The sequence below is a fragment of the Pseudomonas sp. Pseusp3 genome (genome assembly GCF_047304225.1).
In the GTDB taxonomy this organism is placed as follows: Bacteria; Pseudomonadota; Gammaproteobacteria; order Pseudomonadales; family Pseudomonadaceae; genus Aquipseudomonas; species Aquipseudomonas fluorescens_CD.
The window spans coordinates 1-16,195 of record NZ_JBGLYV010000057.1 but is presented as its reverse complement, the minus strand read 5'-3'; the positions used below and the strand labels follow the sequence as shown (position 1 = coordinate 16,195).

Sequence of the window (16,195 nt, the reverse complement as noted above, 5' to 3'; positions counted from 1 at the left end):
CACACCCTGAAAAAGCCAGGCTGCCAATGTCCGACCATCGACCCAAAGCCGACTGTGATGCCAGGCGGCTTTGGGTTGAAAGGGTCATGCTAGCCTCCGCTGCCGCTGTTATCTCCCTGGTTATTGTTGACCCTGACCTGTGGCCCGACGCCATCTCCCGTACGGAAGGTCGGTAACGCAACCGAGTTCACGAATTTCACGCCGTCCCAGCTGGGCAACGGTGTGGGCATCAACTGGAACTGGCCCGGGTGCTCGGAGTCCCAGCGCAGCAGCATCGAGGTGTCCTCATGCTGTGTGTTGTGGCAGTGCTCCATGTAGGTACCGGCAAACTCACGGATGCGTATGGCCATTTCGACATTGTCGCGGCTGTCAGGATCGTCGCCTATACGATAGACATCCTTGCGCGCCCCTTTTTCCCATTCTGGTGGTGGCCTGCCACCTCGACTGAGAATGACCCCTTCCTCGAAGTGCACATGCACCGGGTGACTCCAGCCATTGCCGCCGTTCTGGATCTTCCAGATTTCCAGCGTGCCTTCACCCTTGAACCCGGCCGGTGTCGGGCCGTTGGCCAGTTGTGGCGCGGCTGAAATTCGCCGTGGGTCCATGTTGAAGCCTGGGCCGCCATCGGTCTTGATCGTCCAGGGCGTCTCATCGGTTCCATCGGAGCGACCGAAGATAAAGGTGCGGTGCCGCGCCTGGGCAAGCCGGGCGATATCGGCAGGGTCATCACGGTGCAAGGGCAGGGGGATCATGAACTTGCCTTCGGGCTTGCCTGGCTTGGCGGGCTCGTAGTCGACCGGATTCAGGCTGACATCCTGGCCGCTGTAAGGCTGGATGTTCAGTTGCATGAACCTGCCAACCCCCGGGTCACCGTTGACCCACTGTGGTCCATGGCTGGTTTGCCTGACGACGGGCAGGTACCTCTCGGAGAGTACATCCGCCAATGGAACTTCACGATTGGGACGCTTGCCGTTTTGATGCTCTTCGATATTGACGAAGTAAATCCTGTCGCCTGGCTTGATGCCGTTTTTCGCGAAATCGACGACGATGTCATAGCGTTCGGCAATGCCCAGGAGCGGCAGAATGGCATTGTTGTCCTGTGTGTCGCCGTCGCCGTCGAGGTCCAGGCTGCCATCGAACGGCACCGCGTGTTCCATGAGGTTGCCGTCGTTGGCAATCATGTGGAACGGCACGCGGGTATAAGACAGGCCGGAACCTGCCGGGCCAGGGAACTCGCCACCATTACCATTGACCTGACGCACCAACGCCAGCTTCAAATAGCGAGACACCGATCCGTCGAGAATGCGGAAACGGTAGCGGCGGGCACGTACCTCCAGGAAGGGCTTGTACTCCCAGTTGGTCAGCACCTGGTCACCGAGAAAGCCGTCGGTGTTGAAGGGGTTGAACCACAGTTGGCCGGTCTGGTCCCAGGCCTTGTCGGCGATCGTCAAGTTGATGTCATAGTCGCGGTTACCCCAGCCCAGCGCCGAACCGCTGGGTAAGCGCAGGTTGACCCCGTCGTCGACCGACTCGTTGCCACGGTCCACGGCGCTGTAGTAGTTCATCATCGTCGCGTTGCCCTTGTAGACGTTCTGCGCGGTGAAGTCGAGCATGTGGTCGTGGAACCAGTGGGTGCTCATGGTTTCGCGCCAGTCGCCACGGATCTTGATGGTGCCGTGGTCGCAGGTCTTGAAGCCGGGGGTGGCGTCGTTGACGAACAGGGTTTCACCGGGGTCGCAGGGGAACGCTGCCCGCGGGTCCTCGGCCTTGGTATTGATGGTGTCGTAACCGGCCAACTGGATCGGCCAGCGATAGTCGTAGTACTGGCCCGGGAAGAAGAACGCGTTGGTAAAGCCGTCGCTTTCCGCGGGGGAGTGGCCGTTGTGTTCATGGGTGGTGAGGGTGTGCAGGCCAAAGCCCCGGTTGGCCGACGGGTCAATGGGCAAGGCATCGTAATGACGCATCAGCATCGCCTGGCCATAGCGTACTTGCAGCAGTTTGGGCGGAAAGGTGCCGTCGAATGTCCATAGCGCATTATGGTCCTGGACAGGGAGGTTGGGGTGAAACTGTACCTGGATACCCTTGGTGGTGCCCTCGTTGGCCGGGTTGCCGTTGGTGTTGTGATAGAGCCCGCCTGGCGCAAACTCTCCCACGGCGTAGTTATGCCGTTGCAGACGATCACGCAAGCCGCTGTTGACGTGCGCGCCGGCTTGCGCAGTCTTGAAGGCGTTGCGCGGGAAAAACTCATTGAAGCGCTGGTGCGACCAGCCTTTTCCTGGTGGCCGGCCTTCTGCGGGCGAACTGACCCGGCGATTGAGGAAGTCCTCGATCTGCGCCCTCCAGGGGTTGAAGTCCAGCACATTGGAGAACTCTGTCGGGAAGGGCGTCAATGCCGGCTGCCTGAGAAAGGCATCCAGCGCAGCCGGCGATGGGCCGCTACGCGCCACCTTCAATGGATCTTGCGCCGGTGCGGGCCCCACCGTCGGGACTGGAAACGGCACGGGTGATGGCGGGTCGGTCGCATCCAGTTTGTTTGGGCCGAACTCCTCGAAAAGTTCAAGCTTCTGTGTGAACGGTTGAGCCCCGAACAATGGGCTGGCATTACCGTTAGTGGGGATATTGAAACTGGTTTGCAGATTGGGTGGCAGCACATTGTCGGCCAAGGGTGTCTTTCGGTTACCGACCACTCCATTGGGCAAGTCGAAGGCGCCGACGTTTGCCGGAGGCAGCTTGAGCAAGTCCCTCAATGCGGCATTGGGGTCGGCAGGCGGATTGGTGAACGCCGATGGGTCGGTAGGAGGCGGTTGATCAGTGTTGTCGAGGGGGGCTGCCTGGGTGTGGGACAAGCCCAACCCCAGCATGATCGCGGCAGCAGAGATACTCAGCGCCAGCCTGGTTTTGAACAATGGACTAGGCGTCAACCTTTCGGTATCTAGTTTCATCGCAAACACCTCTGACGGGTTCCGCGAAGCGCGTGGCACTACCTGGGTAACTGGCCACGACTTTCGGGCCGGCTGGCGAAAGGTTTTATTTCGAGCCGGGATGTTTACGACGCAATTTTTTTGCCAAAAGTGAAAGGAATTGATTAATGGCTCTACGCCACATTCCCTTTGCTGCAGGCTTCGCGCGGGCGTATCTGAAGCTGGGTGAAGGCCCCCGATATTGGGGGATACCCCCCCCAATACAGGGCGCGATTTTGCGGGGTATTCGGGTCAGGAGAAGTTGTAGGAGCGAGCTCGCTCGCGATGGACTCAAGAGTGCTGCGTTCAGTCTGTAAACGCGCGGCATCGTTGACGACCATCGCGAGCGAGCTCGCTCCTACATGTCCCATTGTGCCTGCCGTCATTATTGGCTGGAGCGAACGGCTCCTCCGTCGATCAACAGGTTCTGCCCGGTCAGGTAGCCTGCATGGCTGCTGCAAACGAAGGCACACAGCGCACCGAACTCCTCGGGTGAGCCAAAGCGTTTGGCAGGGATTTCGGCACGGCATTCGCCAAGGTATACCTCACTGTCTTGCCCCGACTCTTCGGCGGCAGCGACCAGGTTGTCACGCAGTCGATCGGTATCGAATGAGCCCGGTTGCAGGTTGTTGATCGTCACATTGCGACTGGCAATGTTGTCCTGTCGGGCGAGCCCTGCGATGAACCCCGTGAGGCCACTGCGCGCGCCATTGGACAGGCCCAGGCTTTCGATAGGGGACTTCACGGCACTCGACGTGATGTTGATGATCCGGCCAAATCCGCGTGCCGCCATACCGTCTACCGTTGCCTTGATCAATTCGATAGGGGTCAGCATGTTGGCATCCAGCGCCTTGAGCCAGGCGTCGCGATTCCATTCGCGGAAATCCCCGGGGGGAGGGCCTCCGGCGTTGTTGATCAAAATATCGAAATGCTCATGGGCCTCGAGCGCTGCCGCCCGACCCTCGGGCGTCGAAATGTTTCCGGCCACGGCGATGACCGTCACTTGAGGATTTATCGCTCTGAGCTCACGGGCCGTTTCATTCAGCGTGTGTTCGCCCCGTGCGGTGATCACCACGTTCACGCCTTCGCGCACGAGTGCCTGTGCGCAGGCTTTGCCCAGGCCTTTGCTGGCGGCGCAGACCAGCGCCCAGCGTCCTGCTATTCCAAGATTCATGCGGGTTTTCCTGAAAGTAGGTAGTTCAAGGAAAGTGATTGCCTGTTCATGCATGGTCCACCGTAGCAGACAGGTTTGGCGATCGGGCAGCGATTCCCATGAAGCGCCGTACTCGCTCGCCCTTGGCGTCGCATCGTATGGTTTCAGGTGCGGCATCGAGTTGAATATTGCCGTTTTCCATGAAAATCACCCGGTCGGAAATCGACATGGCAAAGTCCATCTCGTGGGTCACGATCAGCATGGTCATGCCTTCCTTCGCCAGGTCGCGGATCACGTTGAGCACGTCGTTGACCAATTCCGGGTCGAGGGCCGAGGTCGGCTCGTCGAACAGCATGATCTGCGGTTCCATCGCCAGGGCCCGAGCGATCGCCACACGCTGTTGCTGCCCGCCGGAGAGCTGGTGCGGGTACTTGTGGGCATGGGCCAGCAGGCCGACCTTGTCCAGCAGCGCATACGCATGATGTTCACTCAACTCGCCCGGTTGGCCGTGGTAACGCGGTGCCAGCGTGACGTTGTCGAGAATGGTGCGGTGCGGGAACAGGTTGAAGTTCTGGAACACCATGCCGATGTGCCGCACGCCTTTGCGCAGGCGGGAGCTGTTGGGTTTGTCCGATGCTTCGATGAATTTTTCGCCGAACAACAGAATGTTGCCGGTATCGATGCTTTCCAAACCGTTGACCGTGCGGATCAGCGAAGTCTTGCCGGAACCGGATGGCCCGATGATCGAGACCACCTGGCCGTAGTCGACATTCAGGTCGATACCCAGCAGCACCTTGTGCGTGCCATAGCTTTTCTGGATGTTCTTCAGTTGCAGGATGGGCGTCGCGTTGTTGCCGGCGGCTTTGCGCGCAGTGTCGGGCAACGCTTCGGCGCAGGCCTTGAATTTGGCAATGGTGGCCGCGTCGAGTGTGTGCGGCTTGCGGAAGTTCAGGTCCAGGTAGCGCTCCAGGCGCTGCAGGAAATAGCCGAACACGGTGACGATCAATACGTAGTAGACGCCTACCGCCGCCAGGGTCTCCATGACCAGGAAGTTGGTGGCATAGAGGCGTTGGCCGACCGTGAGGATTTCGGTCAGGGAGATGACCGAGACCAGCGATGTCAGCTTGACCACAGTGATGTATTCATTGATCAGCGTGGGCAGCGAAATACGGAAAGCCTGGGGAATCACGATCAGGCGTTGCATGCCGAACAGGCCGACACCCAGCGCGCGCCCGGCTTCTTTTTGGCCCTTGGCCACGGAAATCAGACCGCCACGATGGATTTCCGCCATGTACGCCGCCTCGGTGACCACCAGGGCCAACAAGCCGGAATAGAAGGGGTTGGACAGGATCGGTCCGCTGCCGGGAAACAATTGCGGCAGGTTGTAGACGAACACCACCAGCACCAGCAACGGGATGCTGCGGAAAAACCAGATATAGGCAGCTGCCGGCATGCGCAGCAAGGGCGATTGGGACAGCTTGGCCGTGGCCAGGAGAAAACCCAGCAGCATGCCGATGAACCAGGCCAGGGCACTGAGCTGGATCACCGTGACGCAGGCTTTCCAGAAGTCTGGCAAGGAGAACAGGGAGAGAAAGTACGACCAATCGAATTGCATAGGGCACCTCGATCTGCCGCCCCCGTGCAGGGACGGCAGATGACCAGACTACAAGGACAGGTTCTTATTGGGCAGCCGGCTCTTCCAGGCCATATTTCTTAAGGATAGCGGCGTATTCACCGCTCTTTTTCGTCTCTTCGAAGGCTTTTTGCAAAGCCTGGAAGGTTTCGTCGTTGCCTTTCTTGACGAAGATGCCCAGGGTTTGCTGATAGATCGGGTGCTCGGTGGTGATCACGACCCGGCCATTGGTTTTTTCCGCGATCATTTTTGCGGCACCGGCGATTTCAACCTGGGCCTGGATGTTTTTGGACAACAGGGCCTGGGTCACTTCGGGCGCAGAGGGGTACTCGCTGACGGTGATGGCGCCTTTGTTGTTCGGCACGCAGTAGTCGTCGGACAGCTTGCGGAACTCCTTGACCCAGGTAGTGCCCTGTTCCAGGCCCAGTTTCAAGCCGCACAGGTCCTCAGGCTTTTTCGCATTGATCTCGCTGCCCTGAGGCACCATGACCGCAGCACCGGTGTTGGCATAGGCGATGGTCTGGGCTTGAGTCTGGCGCTCCGGCGTGATGTACATGCCGGAAATGACCGCGTCGTACTTGCCGGAGTTCAGGCCCAGGATCAGGCTCGGGAACTTGGTGTCGACGAACTCCACCTTGCCGTTCATGTGTTTGGCCAGTGCCGTTGCCAATTCGGGGTCCGAACCCACCACGTTCTTGTCCTTGTCATAGGATTCGAAAGGAGGGTAAGTGATTTCCATGCCGACCTTGAACGTGTCCGCCGCGGCCATGCTTGCCGAGGCAGCGAGCATGCCGGTTGCCAATACAGCCAAGCTCAACAGGTTTTTTTTATTGTTTTTCATTATTTACTGACTCCGGCGTAGATAAGGATTTAACTGAAAACTTCAATCAGGACAGTTGAGCCTGATTTTTCAAATGTCCGAAACTGGCGGGCTTGCGTGCCTTGCCTGGCAGTTGAACTTCCCCGTTGGCCACCCTCTGGCGCAGATACTGATAGGTCTGCAGCGCCTGGCCATACATGTGTTCGCCGATCGTGATTTCTTCGTAGTCGTTGCCGGCCTGGGCGAACCCGGGCAGTGGTTTGATCTGGGTGTGATAGTCGCAGGCATAAAACAGCGGGAAGGAATAACGCTCCTCCTTCACGCTGCGCACCCGGTGCGCAGTGGCAACGAATGCGCCTGCCGTCATCACTTCCAGCATGTCGCCGATGTTGACCACAAAGGCATCGGCGATCGGTGGTGCATCGATCCATTGACCAAGGTTGTTCATCACCTCAAGGCCAGGTTTGTCGGCCAGGAGGATGGTGAAACACTCGTAATCAGTATGGGCGCCCAGACCCGGTGCGTCATGGGCCGCACCGTCGTAGGGGTAGTGGATCAGCCGGAGCTTGGACGGCGGACGGCTGACCAGGCTGTCGAAATAGTTTTCGTCCAGGCCCAGGGTCAGGGCGAAGCCGCCGAACAGGCGCCGGCCCAGGGCGAAGATCGCTTCATAGTAGGCCTGCACCGATGCCTTGAAACCTGCCAGCTGCGGCCAGTCGTTGGGCCCCAGCAATGGCGTATTGGCCAGCACCAGCGGGTCATCGGCCGGGACTTCGAAGCCGACGTCGAAGGCTTCCTTGTGGTCCGGCTTGCCTTTGGAATAGACCTCTTCGCCTTCGGGTACAAAGCCCTTGTGGGTTTGCGAGGTGCCGATGTAGTGCCGCATCTTGGTGTCGAAGGGCTGGTCGAAAAAGTCCTTGGCCGCCTTGCGCAGGTTGGCGATCAGTTGCGGGTCGATGCCGTGATGGGTGATATAGAGGAACCCGACTTCGCTGGCGGCACGCCCCAATTGTTCGGCCACGGCCAGGCGGTGTTCCAGTTCAACGCTGAACAGACCGGCGATGTCGACCACCGGGATGCTATTGAAGTTGGCTTTGTGTGTGTCAGTGCTGGCGCTGTTGTTTTTATTGTCAGGCATGACGCATCGGCTCCCTAAGGATGGCTTTTGTGGTGGAAACGCTCGAAGTGTTCGCGCTCGGTCTGGCCCATCCACACGTTCAATGACCACAGGTCGGCGACCGGGACATTGGTGAAGGGCAAATGATGCAGGTAGCCGTCGGCGCCGAATTCCGGGGTCAGGGTGCTGACCTGGTAACCACGGGCTTGCTGCGAGCGCCAGATGCTTTCCCAGTGCTGCTGATGGAACGCCAGTTCTTTTGCATATTCGGGGGCCGCCGGGTGCGGAACCTGCGGGCCCTGGTCGTAACCGACCCGCGCCTGGATATGGTGAACCCGCTCGACGAAAGCGCTCAGGTCATCGGCCGGGTCGTTCAACAGACGCTCGCAGGTCACCACCCAATGGCTGATGTCACTGGTGAACAACAGATCGGGCAGTTGCCGGATCAACTCCAGGGTTACCCAGGGGTTGAACAGCGAACGCGAGCGGTGGGTTTCGAAACTGCAGACCTGGCCGTGCTTGCGCGCCAGATCCAGTGCCTGGCCAAAAAAATCCACTTGTTGTGGCAAGGACCAGCGGTCGTTGCCCGCCAGTACGTTGACGAAGCGTGGACCGAGTTCGGCGGCCAGGGCGAGCTTGCGGTCCAGGTCATAGAGGTGCACTGCAGGCGTTGCCGACTGGTCGGGCAGTACGTCGTACGCGGTGAAGACGGTGCTGATATAGCCCAGGCGATTGGCCTCTAGAAACGCGCCAAACTCAGCCCGTTCACCGGCGTCCAGTGGCAGGCGTGCTTCCATGCCATCAAAGCCCGCCCGCAGCAACTCATCGAGCGCCTGAGCCTTGCTGGCGGTGTAACCCCACAGCGTGCGAAAGATTTCCAGCTTCATCGGTGATCCTCAAAAATCCCAGGGCCTGGTGCAAAAGCACTTCGACGGCACCAGACGGCTTGGCGATCAATGGTCAGCGGCAGCAGGGGACTTCGGATCCGGGTCTCTGCGTCATCTGATCCCACTGAGCGATACCGAGACTGGTTCGCTGTGGAGCCGATGTTAGGCACAGGCCGCACGACGAAAGAATCTGAAAACTCAAATGAATAGTTCAGATTTTCGTTAACAATTAGCTGGCTAATTATCGTGCTTGTCAGAGGGGGTTTTTGAGGCGAATACGTGTCTACGTTGGCTATTAGCGAGATGTGCCTTCATTACGGCATCATTTTGAAGAGTCCCAAGCGACAGCGGGCTGCTTAGCGGGCTCCTGGCCGATTTCTGCCTGTCGTGAAGGGTAAAAATCGACCCATAGCTGTCCGGCTGAATCCTCTCACATGCATTCGCGACTAGAATTCCACTGCCGACACTTCTAAAGCCAGGCCAGATTTCAAACCTGCAGCGTCAAGTCTCGAGCGTTATTTCAATCTTTGGGAAACCGGTATGACAAATCCGCAAGATAAAGCCGAATCCGACGAGGATTTAGGTCAGATAGTAATAGGGCAAGGGCCCTGCACCTATCTATTGCTGCTCTTGCTAGGATTGATTCTCCTTTTTCCTTTTCTTGAGGAAGGTCTATTTGCCCGTACATTGCTTGGCATTCTGTTTTCAGCCGTTCTGCTCGTGGGCGCTTTCGCCACCAGGCAGACTCGGCGGGGGTTCATTCTCAAACTGGGCCTGGCGTTGCTTGGGGTTGGCCTTCAATGGGCTGCGTTGTGGACTGAGAGTATCGCGATTCTTTTTCTTGCCGGAATATCTTATGCGGCATCCCTTGCAGTCTCGTTTAGCGGAGTGCTTCGCTATATTCTCAAACGCGGACCAATTACCGCCGACAAGCTGCATGGCGCACTTGCGGGGTACATCATGCTGGCCTTCGTCTGGTCCTTCGTCTATGCCCTGGTCGAGATATCCAGCGCTGGCTCATTCGGTCCAGGTCACCTCGACTTCGGACAGCCCGGCACTTTCTTCAAACTGATCTATTTCAGCCTCACGACGCTCACGACCACCGGTTACGGTGATGTTATCCCGTTGACCAACCACGCCCGCTCACTTGTGATGGTCGAAGAATTTTCAGGCGTCTTTTATGTTGGTGTTGTGATAGCGCGGCTTGCCGGTCTTTATCCGTCGAATCAGACTAAGTGACTCTCGATTTGCCTGAGCCACCTCCGGGCATTAGTGATTGAGTCGTCCTTGACTTAATGAACATCTCCGAACGATTGCTTCTGGCCGACAGTTGCCCTTCGTGAGAGACAGCATCTGATCCAAAGAGTCAGTTCAACTGTGGACGAACGTCCAGAGATCGGTATTCAATTTTTCGATAGCGGTTTTAAAGTCTTTGGTGGTGATTTGCTGACTCTCGTTCTCTAGCTGACTCCCGAATACCTTTCGCACCACTTTGGCCATTGTCTGATGGGTTCTCGCGTCAATGAATTCGGCTTCGATGAACAGATTAGTGTCTTGATCCCGGTGACCGGTGGCTGCCTGTGTCGCTCCGACAACGGCCGCGATCGGCATCACTTCATACCACTTCATGCCCTCGTTCGAGGCGCTGACGCCGGTGATTGCCGCACGCAGGATCAGGGAGTGTGACCCGGCTGGTGCAGCGGCCGCGTTAGACACTCTCTGGTATTTCCGGCCCAGCACGAGTTTGGCCTTTCTGGACATGAAATCCTGCAAGTCGGCTAGCGTCCGCTGATTGACCTGCTCATTGGGTTTCGGCGCGGGATAAAACTCCAGCGTTCTGAACGCTATGGTGTCGTACGCATTCGGGTTCCACGACGGGCTTACCCAGCGCAGTGCCTTCTCACCGGTGGCGGTGGTCACTTCTTCCAGGTTGTTGTAGTTGGACAGGAAGCCGGAGTACTGCTCGCGCTCAGTGACCTGGGAGGTGCAGCCGCCGAGCAGCAGGCAGACTAGTGCGACGCCGACAAACAGTTTATGGGCCAAGGTCATGTTGGGTTTACTCCAGGATTAAGTCGTGTTCCGTCAACAGAAAATCAGAAACGCAAAGCCATGTTTCAAGCTTGAATCCAGGTGTTGTCGAACTGACCGGAGATTGGATTGCCCGTTGTGGACTTGGTCTGCTTCACCGGCATGTAACCGAGCCAGATCTTTGTCCAAATGATGTCGGTGTCCTGATCCAAAGCATAGGTGGCCCTGTGGCAATACGTCAGGTTTCATAACGCTGCGATCGCTGTCCGATACGGCGCTGCCAGGCTAAGCCCATATCCAAATGCACCGCGGGCAAGCCAAGGCGCATGCCGAGGTGAGGAGGAGTCCATCCCATTGCTTCTGGCCGATTGCTGCCTGTCACAGAGGGCAGCTATCAGCCGTTCTTTGCCTGTCGAGTAGGACAACCCCCTGGCGCCGAGTCTAGATGTTCGAAAGTTTCGAGCATGCTGTCCAGGGTATGAAGTGCTCTTTCGTCTTGGGCGGGGCCATGACCCGTTATGCACATCTGTCAACGTAGTCATCAGCGTTCACCCGGATTTAGTTGCACAGAGGACGCGCGGTTCACCGTTGCTCAAGAACCTTGATCAAAGTTGACTGACTTCCTCAGGGCGTGAAGCGGCCTTTCCCCCTGAAGGCTAGCAGTCTGACTCAGTGTGCCAGGTTCGTGATTTTATGAATGGGGTGGTTAGGCTGAAGCGCAACAGCCTCTTTGTGTAGGCCCGAACACTGGTGGACGTTTCGCTTGATCCATGTGTAACGGCGTTTCCTGGCAGGTTTGATTTTTCTTTTGAGCGAGGCGGTAGGAACTTGTCCAGAGGGTGCCGGACTAGGCTGTTCACCGCCATGGCGCAGTAGTGAATATCTCAGGCAACTGTGCCGTCACCGGCGATACGTTGAGTCAGCGCGGAAAAAAACATAATGGTCACCTTCCAGCAAGAGAATGCGACCTCTCTCCTGTCGGTCCCTGCCATACATTTGAGCTTTTCCGCGCTTGGCAAAACTGTGCCCGAATGAGCGTGCCCTGTAATTTACGATGGTGGTGGAATTACTTCTCGACCAGTATTTTCGGGTTGGCACTGCCCCAGACGGTGTAGAGGTCGGCCAGAAGCGCGCCGTTGATCTCTTCGACTTCAGCCTGGCTGACTTCGCTTGCGCCTTGCTTGCCAAACAGCACTACTTCATCACCTGCCTTGACGTCGGGTGCATCCGAGACATCGACCATCACGGTGTTCATCGAAACCTTGCCCACCACCGGCACGCGATGACCATTGATCAATACCACGCCTTTATTGGTGAACACGCGGCGATACCCATCGGAGTAACCGACCGTGATGTTGGCAAGTTTCGAATCACGTGTCAGGGTGAAGGTGCGGTCGTAACCCACTGTGTTTCCAGCGGGATAGTTATTGACCGAGGCCACATGCGACTTGAATTGCATCACGCGCCGATATTCAGTGCGCGAAATGACGGTATCGCCAAACAACGCGCCGCCCGTGCGCACCATGTCCAGGCGCGATTCGGGTACTTCCAGGGTGGCGAAGGAGTTGGCCGCGTGCAGAGTGATTTTCTTGCGATCGAGCTGGGCCACGTCCATCAGCCAAGCCGCTTGTTCGTTGAAGGTTGCCAGGCCCTTGCGTACGTCGTCCTTATCCTCCACCGCGAAGTGGGTCATGATTGCGACCACTTCCAGATTCGGTACCTTTGTGATTGCCACGGCGTCTTTCTTGCCCTGTTCGGTGGCCATTTCCACGCCGTTACGGCTCATGCCGCTTGAGTTGAGGCCGATGTGCACCTGCAGTTTGCGACCGTGGTTATGTGCAAGATCGGCCGCCTGGCGGGCGAAATCGAGGTTGCCAACCAGTTCCTCGACGTTGTACTGCAGAGCATTTTCCAGTTCACCCAGGGAGGCGGTGCGAACACGGATTAACTGGCCTTTAAAGCCGCTTTGGCGAACCACTCGCGCTTCTTCGTTACTGGCGACTGCCACACACGGTACACCCAGCGCGATCACCGAAGGCATCACCAGTCCGATACCATGACCATAAGCATCGGCCTTCAGTACCGCACAGAGTTTCGACTTGCCGGCCAGCTCCGCTTGCAGGCTACGGATATTATGCTCTAACGCGGACTTGTTGATTTCAATCCAGGCATTGCTGATTTGCGCAGTCAGCTCGGAGTTGCCGTTAGTGAGCGACAGCGGCGGCGCCGCCTGGGCCTGGCTCTGCAAAAAAAACAGGCCGAGGGACAACGCTAGAACAGTACGGGTAAAGGGCATTTGATACTCTCCGTGTAATCGGTCTTTTTGTTATTCGAGTGCCGATTATTGGAAGGCGATGTAAGTTTTCGTTGTGTGCCGTGTTCGAAGTTGTAAAAAGAAGTAAGGAGTTTGTTCGCGCTCAACTTGGCCCTAAGCGATGGCATCAGGAATGTGTGTTACCTGGATGGCTACCCTCTAAGCTCATGTCGAGTTACAACGCAGGCAATGGACCGAATCGCTTTTGGAGCTGCTGATCTTCATCGGCGTTACGGTTTGAGATCGCGGATGATCGCTTTTGGCTGTGGATTCAACCGGTCGACGCAACAGATTGGCTAAATCGTTCAGTGGGCGTTTCGTAGTCTGGTGTTTTCCGAGGGCGGCGATTTATGCCACGGATAGCCCTTCGCGCTGAGTTGAAAGGCGTAATCGAATAAACGCTTCATGTACTCGCCATCGAATTTCTGATTGTGCGCAAAGTTAAAGTCGGAGCCAATGTACGCAAGGTTGAAATCCGCTCCATCCTGCAGCGCCATACGGTAAATTCGCTCCAGGTCGCTGATCCCCTGAGTTTGAATCAATGCACTGATGGCTCGACCGCCGATGCTCAATGTACGGCGTTTCGTCCCGGACCACTGTGGCTCCAGTGTCCCATTGCGAATGACATAGAAATGACGTTCAAGTCGCAAAGGTGCTCCGGTGGCTCTGTTCAGCGCCATCTTGGTGCCAGGTGGGTAAAGGAACACCTGAGTGATTACCCCTCCGTCCACGTGCATTTCCTGAAACTGTTTGCCGTCAACGTCCACATCGATCATGACGGGCGAGACTGCGCCGGGAATACTCATCGACGCGATCATGATGTTGCGGAAGAGGTCGAGCGCTCCCGGTGCTTCGCTAGAGGCAATAGTGCCCATGTTCCAAGTGACTGGCCGCCCTGAATCAAGGTCGGTTGTGCCGATCAGCAGGATGCGTCCTTTGGCGTATTCCGACGCAACCGCCGCAAGAATCTCCGCAGTGACGTACTTTGTAATGAGTCGCGACAGTGGCTTGCTGTCCGCTATACCGTCGCTGGCAAGACGGGTTAGCACGTTTCGCGAACGAAAAACGTCTTTTGGACCGATGGCGTTGGCGATATACCGAATAACGTCGTCGTACCCGGATCCCAGGTAAGCGAACGGGGCGAGCAGGGCGCCCGCGCTAATGCCCGTGACGACCTTGAACATGGGGCGGGTCCCATGCGTGGTCCACCCCGTAATGAGTCCCGCTGCGAATGTGCCTGCGTCACCGCCTCCCGAAACTGCCAGCATACTTGCCTGCGGCAGGACGTTGTTCGGTTTCCCGGCCCTGGCGAGAGCCTCGCTCTCACGTTTGTTGCCATCAATTGCATCCTGAATGAACAGAGTCAGGTCGTGGTCCAACCAGTAGCGAGCATTGGGAATGCCCGGGATGACTGCTTTTTCCGTTAACGTTTGCGGCACAGCGTCACGGCGTGGCAAGCCACCTTGCAGGAACATGTTCAGAGTTGAGGTGCCAGGTCCTGGCGGGAATGGTTTCAAAACGCCTCCTCCGGCCCCCTGCAGTCGACAGCATGCGCGCTCATCGTACCCGAGAAAGTCCTTACCCATGGTGCCCGTGATGACTACGCGCCAGTCGACTGCGACACGTCATTCGAACGCCAGGTAGCTCATTTTGCGCTCCTTTACATGATAAAAAAACTCATTGGCCACGCGCTCTTGGTTCCATACGAAAGCCCTTGAGATTTCCAGGTTAAGGGGCAGAACGTAATACTCAGGACGGGTCACATCTTAAAGGGAGCAGTGTTTGCACAGACTTTCGGAGTTTCTCTCACGAGTTTCGCCATCAACTTGCGCGCGCTGTCGTGATCAATCAGAGGAGCAGACCCGCAGGCAGAGAAACGAAGTCATGGTGGTCTTGTCCCGGCTCTGCGTTTCCTGGCCTGCCCATACACCAGACCTGGACAGGATATGGCGCGGTTGGCCGACAGTTGCCCTTCGTGAGAGTCCGCATCCGACCCATAGCGGCCATTGATGGCAAAGCGCTTTTTACTCGCCCTGTCGAAACTAGGCGCTACATCACTGTAGGGAGGGAGCCCGGAACAAGCCACAGGAGCGCGACCGAACCGAACGCGCTGGCGAGTCCCCCGACCCGGGATGCAGTGAGTACCTCAATTTGGAGCAGGTCATGACACGTAATATATGTGCGGACCTCTTCCACCAGCATCGCTTTGTAGCCATCAAAAAGAGGATGCAATCTTGGTGGGCGTGACATGCTCAATGACGTTACGTTTCAATACATCAGATCTTCTGTTCATCCCCATCTTTCAGACCTGGGCTGACGCGTTTGCCAATGTCCTTCAACCTGGCCATCTGATCAATCATGCCGGGAGCATCATCCAGGCTGCTTACGAACGTCCACAGGTAGGTCATTACGGCGTAGACATGCCCCGCCTTCACCGCAGGTGCAAGAGACAGCTGTGACAGATGGCAAAAGCATTCCAACGCTCTAGGTGGAAGGAACGCGTTGCTGAGACATTAGCCCGCACACTCACTCACGCCAGGTTACTGGGCAACTGAATTGGGAACGTAAAAACGCCGGTAAGCACGAGGCCCACTAGCGCAAGGGGTAACCGCTCTCGTCGCAGGAAAATACGGTTGCTACGGATGAATCACGCGCGGGGCATTGCTCGAATCAGAAATCTTGCGACGTTGGGCGCAAGACGATCTCGTTAATGTCTACATCAGCAGGTTGCTCGATCGCGTAGGCGATGGCTCGGGCAACCGAATCAGCTGGAATTGCCTGCTTGTAAAACTCGTCAACGACCTCAGCGCTCGGTTTGTGGCCACTGCCGATGCTCAGAAGGTAATCAATGAATTCAAAAGCAGCGACTGCCGCTGGGTAGTTGCCGTAGGAATGATCAGCGAGGGGACTGATATACCTCAGTCGTATTCGAACAGAACTGCACTACCGACAGGTGTTGGGACGAGTTCTTCGGCGCATGGGTGAGGCTGACGACCAGGCGTGGTTGTTTGTGTTAGCGGAGCCAACGCTCCAGCAATTTTCCCTGCGTATTGCCGATGACTTGCCAGAAGATATGGCGGTTCTGAGCTATGCTCATGCGCCTTACACGGATGCCTGTTCGACAGCTGATGATAGTGCTGCCGGCAGACAAGATGGGGAGCTTGAAAATTGTGGCTCCGCATTTACCAGTGTCCTATCACCAGCAAGCAGGGCAAGTTGGCTTGCCAGCGATAGGGCCCGCCAGAACACTGTAAAATATTCCTGCCCCCGCGGAGGAATCCCC

10 protein-coding genes and 3 pseudogenes are annotated in these 16,195 nt (G+C 57.1%); 2 read left to right on the top strand and 11 right to left on the bottom strand.

Annotated features, from left to right (window positions below; translation table 11 throughout):
* Positions 1–89 precede the first annotated feature (89 nt).
* The 6 genes from ACCD00_RS19385 to ACCD00_RS19360 form a co-directional block, all read right to left on the bottom strand.
* A complete protein-coding gene (locus ACCD00_RS19385) occupies positions 90–2,942 on the bottom strand; it encodes a multicopper oxidase domain-containing protein (protein WP_413426953.1) in 2,853 nt (950 codons plus the stop codon).
* 403 nt (positions 2,943–3,345) lie between these two features.
* Positions 3,346–4,134, bottom strand: coding sequence for an SDR family oxidoreductase (locus ACCD00_RS19380; RefSeq protein ID WP_413426951.1), 789 nt, complete (start codon positions 4,132–4,134; stop codon positions 3,346–3,348).
* 46 nt (positions 4,135–4,180) lie between these two features.
* Positions 4,181–5,728: an amino acid ABC transporter permease/ATP-binding protein gene (locus tag ACCD00_RS19375; protein WP_413426949.1), complete on the bottom strand. Its 1,548-nt coding sequence runs from the start codon at positions 5,726–5,728 to the stop codon at positions 4,181–4,183.
* Between the two features lie 64 nt (positions 5,729–5,792).
* Positions 5,793–6,587, bottom strand: a complete 795-nt coding sequence (locus tag ACCD00_RS19370; RefSeq protein ID WP_413426947.1) for an ABC transporter substrate-binding protein — start codon at positions 6,585–6,587, stop codon at positions 5,793–5,795.
* Positions 6,588–6,633: 46 nt separating this feature from the next.
* A complete protein-coding gene (locus ACCD00_RS19365; RefSeq protein ID WP_413426945.1) occupies positions 6,634–7,704 on the bottom strand; it encodes an isopenicillin N synthase family dioxygenase in 1,071 nt (356 codons plus the stop codon).
* A 14-nt stretch (positions 7,705–7,718) separates the two neighbouring features.
* Entirely contained in the window at positions 7,719–8,570 is an 852-nt protein-coding gene (locus ACCD00_RS19360; RefSeq protein WP_413426943.1) for a sugar phosphate isomerase/epimerase family protein, read from the bottom strand.
* Positions 8,571–9,110: 540 nt separating this feature from the next.
* Here ACCD00_RS19360 and ACCD00_RS19355 point away from each other — a divergent pair.
* Positions 9,111–9,809 carry an ion channel gene (locus ACCD00_RS19355; protein ID WP_413426941.1) on the top strand — a complete coding sequence of 233 codons (699 nt, stop codon included), beginning with the start codon at positions 9,111–9,113 and terminating at the stop codon, positions 9,807–9,809.
* A gap of 132 nt (positions 9,810–9,941) precedes the next feature.
* Here the strand turns inward: ACCD00_RS19355 and ACCD00_RS19350 are convergent, their stop codons facing one another.
* From ACCD00_RS19350 to ACCD00_RS19330, 5 genes and pseudogenes are all read right to left on the bottom strand, one after another.
* Positions 9,942–10,619 carry a DUF3313 domain-containing protein gene (locus ACCD00_RS19350; protein WP_413426939.1) on the bottom strand — a complete coding sequence of 226 codons (678 nt, stop codon included), beginning with the start codon at positions 10,617–10,619 and terminating at the stop codon, positions 9,942–9,944.
* Between the two features lie 1,045 nt (positions 10,620–11,664).
* A complete protein-coding gene (alr, locus tag ACCD00_RS19345; protein ID WP_413426937.1) occupies positions 11,665–12,894 on the bottom strand; it encodes an alanine racemase in 1,230 nt (409 codons plus the stop codon).
* 323 nt (positions 12,895–13,217) lie between these two features.
* Positions 13,218–14,429: a patatin-like phospholipase family protein gene (locus ACCD00_RS19340; protein ID WP_413426935.1), complete on the bottom strand. Its 1,212-nt coding sequence runs from the start codon at positions 14,427–14,429 to the stop codon at positions 13,218–13,220.
* Between the two features lie 759 nt (positions 14,430–15,188).
* Positions 15,189–15,374 (bottom strand): annotated as a pseudogene (locus ACCD00_RS19335) (hypothetical protein); the annotation flags it as partial.
* A gap of 208 nt (positions 15,375–15,582) precedes the next feature.
* A pseudogene (locus ACCD00_RS19330) lies at positions 15,583–15,750 on the bottom strand (oxidoreductase); the annotation flags it as partial.
* Between ACCD00_RS19330 and ACCD00_RS19325 the strand changes: the two are divergent.
* Positions 15,736–16,195: pseudogene (locus ACCD00_RS19325) on the top strand (hypothetical protein); the annotation flags it as partial. The pseudogenes ACCD00_RS19330 and ACCD00_RS19325 sit on opposite strands and share 15 nt — an antisense overlap.

Bases quoted from the DNA above. Each gene is read 5' to 3' on its own strand.
- ACCD00_RS19385 (WP_413426953.1), bottom strand. From the start codon at position 2,942: ATGAAACTAGATACCGAAAGGTTGACGCCTAGTCCATTGTTCAAAACC.
- ACCD00_RS19380 (WP_413426951.1), bottom strand. From the start codon at position 4,134: ATGAATCTTGGAATAGCAGGACGCTGGGCGCTGGTCTGCGCCGCCAGC.
- ACCD00_RS19375 (WP_413426949.1), bottom strand. From the start codon at position 5,728: ATGCAATTCGATTGGTCGTACTTTCTCTCCCTGTTCTCCTTGCCAGAC.
- ACCD00_RS19370 (WP_413426947.1), bottom strand. From the start codon at position 6,587: ATGAAAAACAATAAAAAAAACCTGTTGAGCTTGGCTGTATTGGCAACC.
- ACCD00_RS19365 (WP_413426945.1), bottom strand. From the start codon at position 7,704: ATGCCTGACAATAAAAACAACAGCGCCAGCACTGACACACACAAAGCC.
- ACCD00_RS19360 (WP_413426943.1), bottom strand. From the start codon at position 8,570: ATGAAGCTGGAAATCTTTCGCACGCTGTGGGGTTACACCGCCAGCAAG.
- ACCD00_RS19355 (WP_413426941.1), top strand. From the start codon at position 9,111: ATGACAAATCCGCAAGATAAAGCCGAATCCGACGAGGATTTAGGTCAG.
- ACCD00_RS19350 (WP_413426939.1), bottom strand. From the start codon at position 10,619: ATGACCTTGGCCCATAAACTGTTTGTCGGCGTCGCACTAGTCTGCCTG.
- alr (WP_413426937.1), bottom strand. From the start codon at position 12,894: ATGCCCTTTACCCGTACTGTTCTAGCGTTGTCCCTCGGCCTGTTTTTT.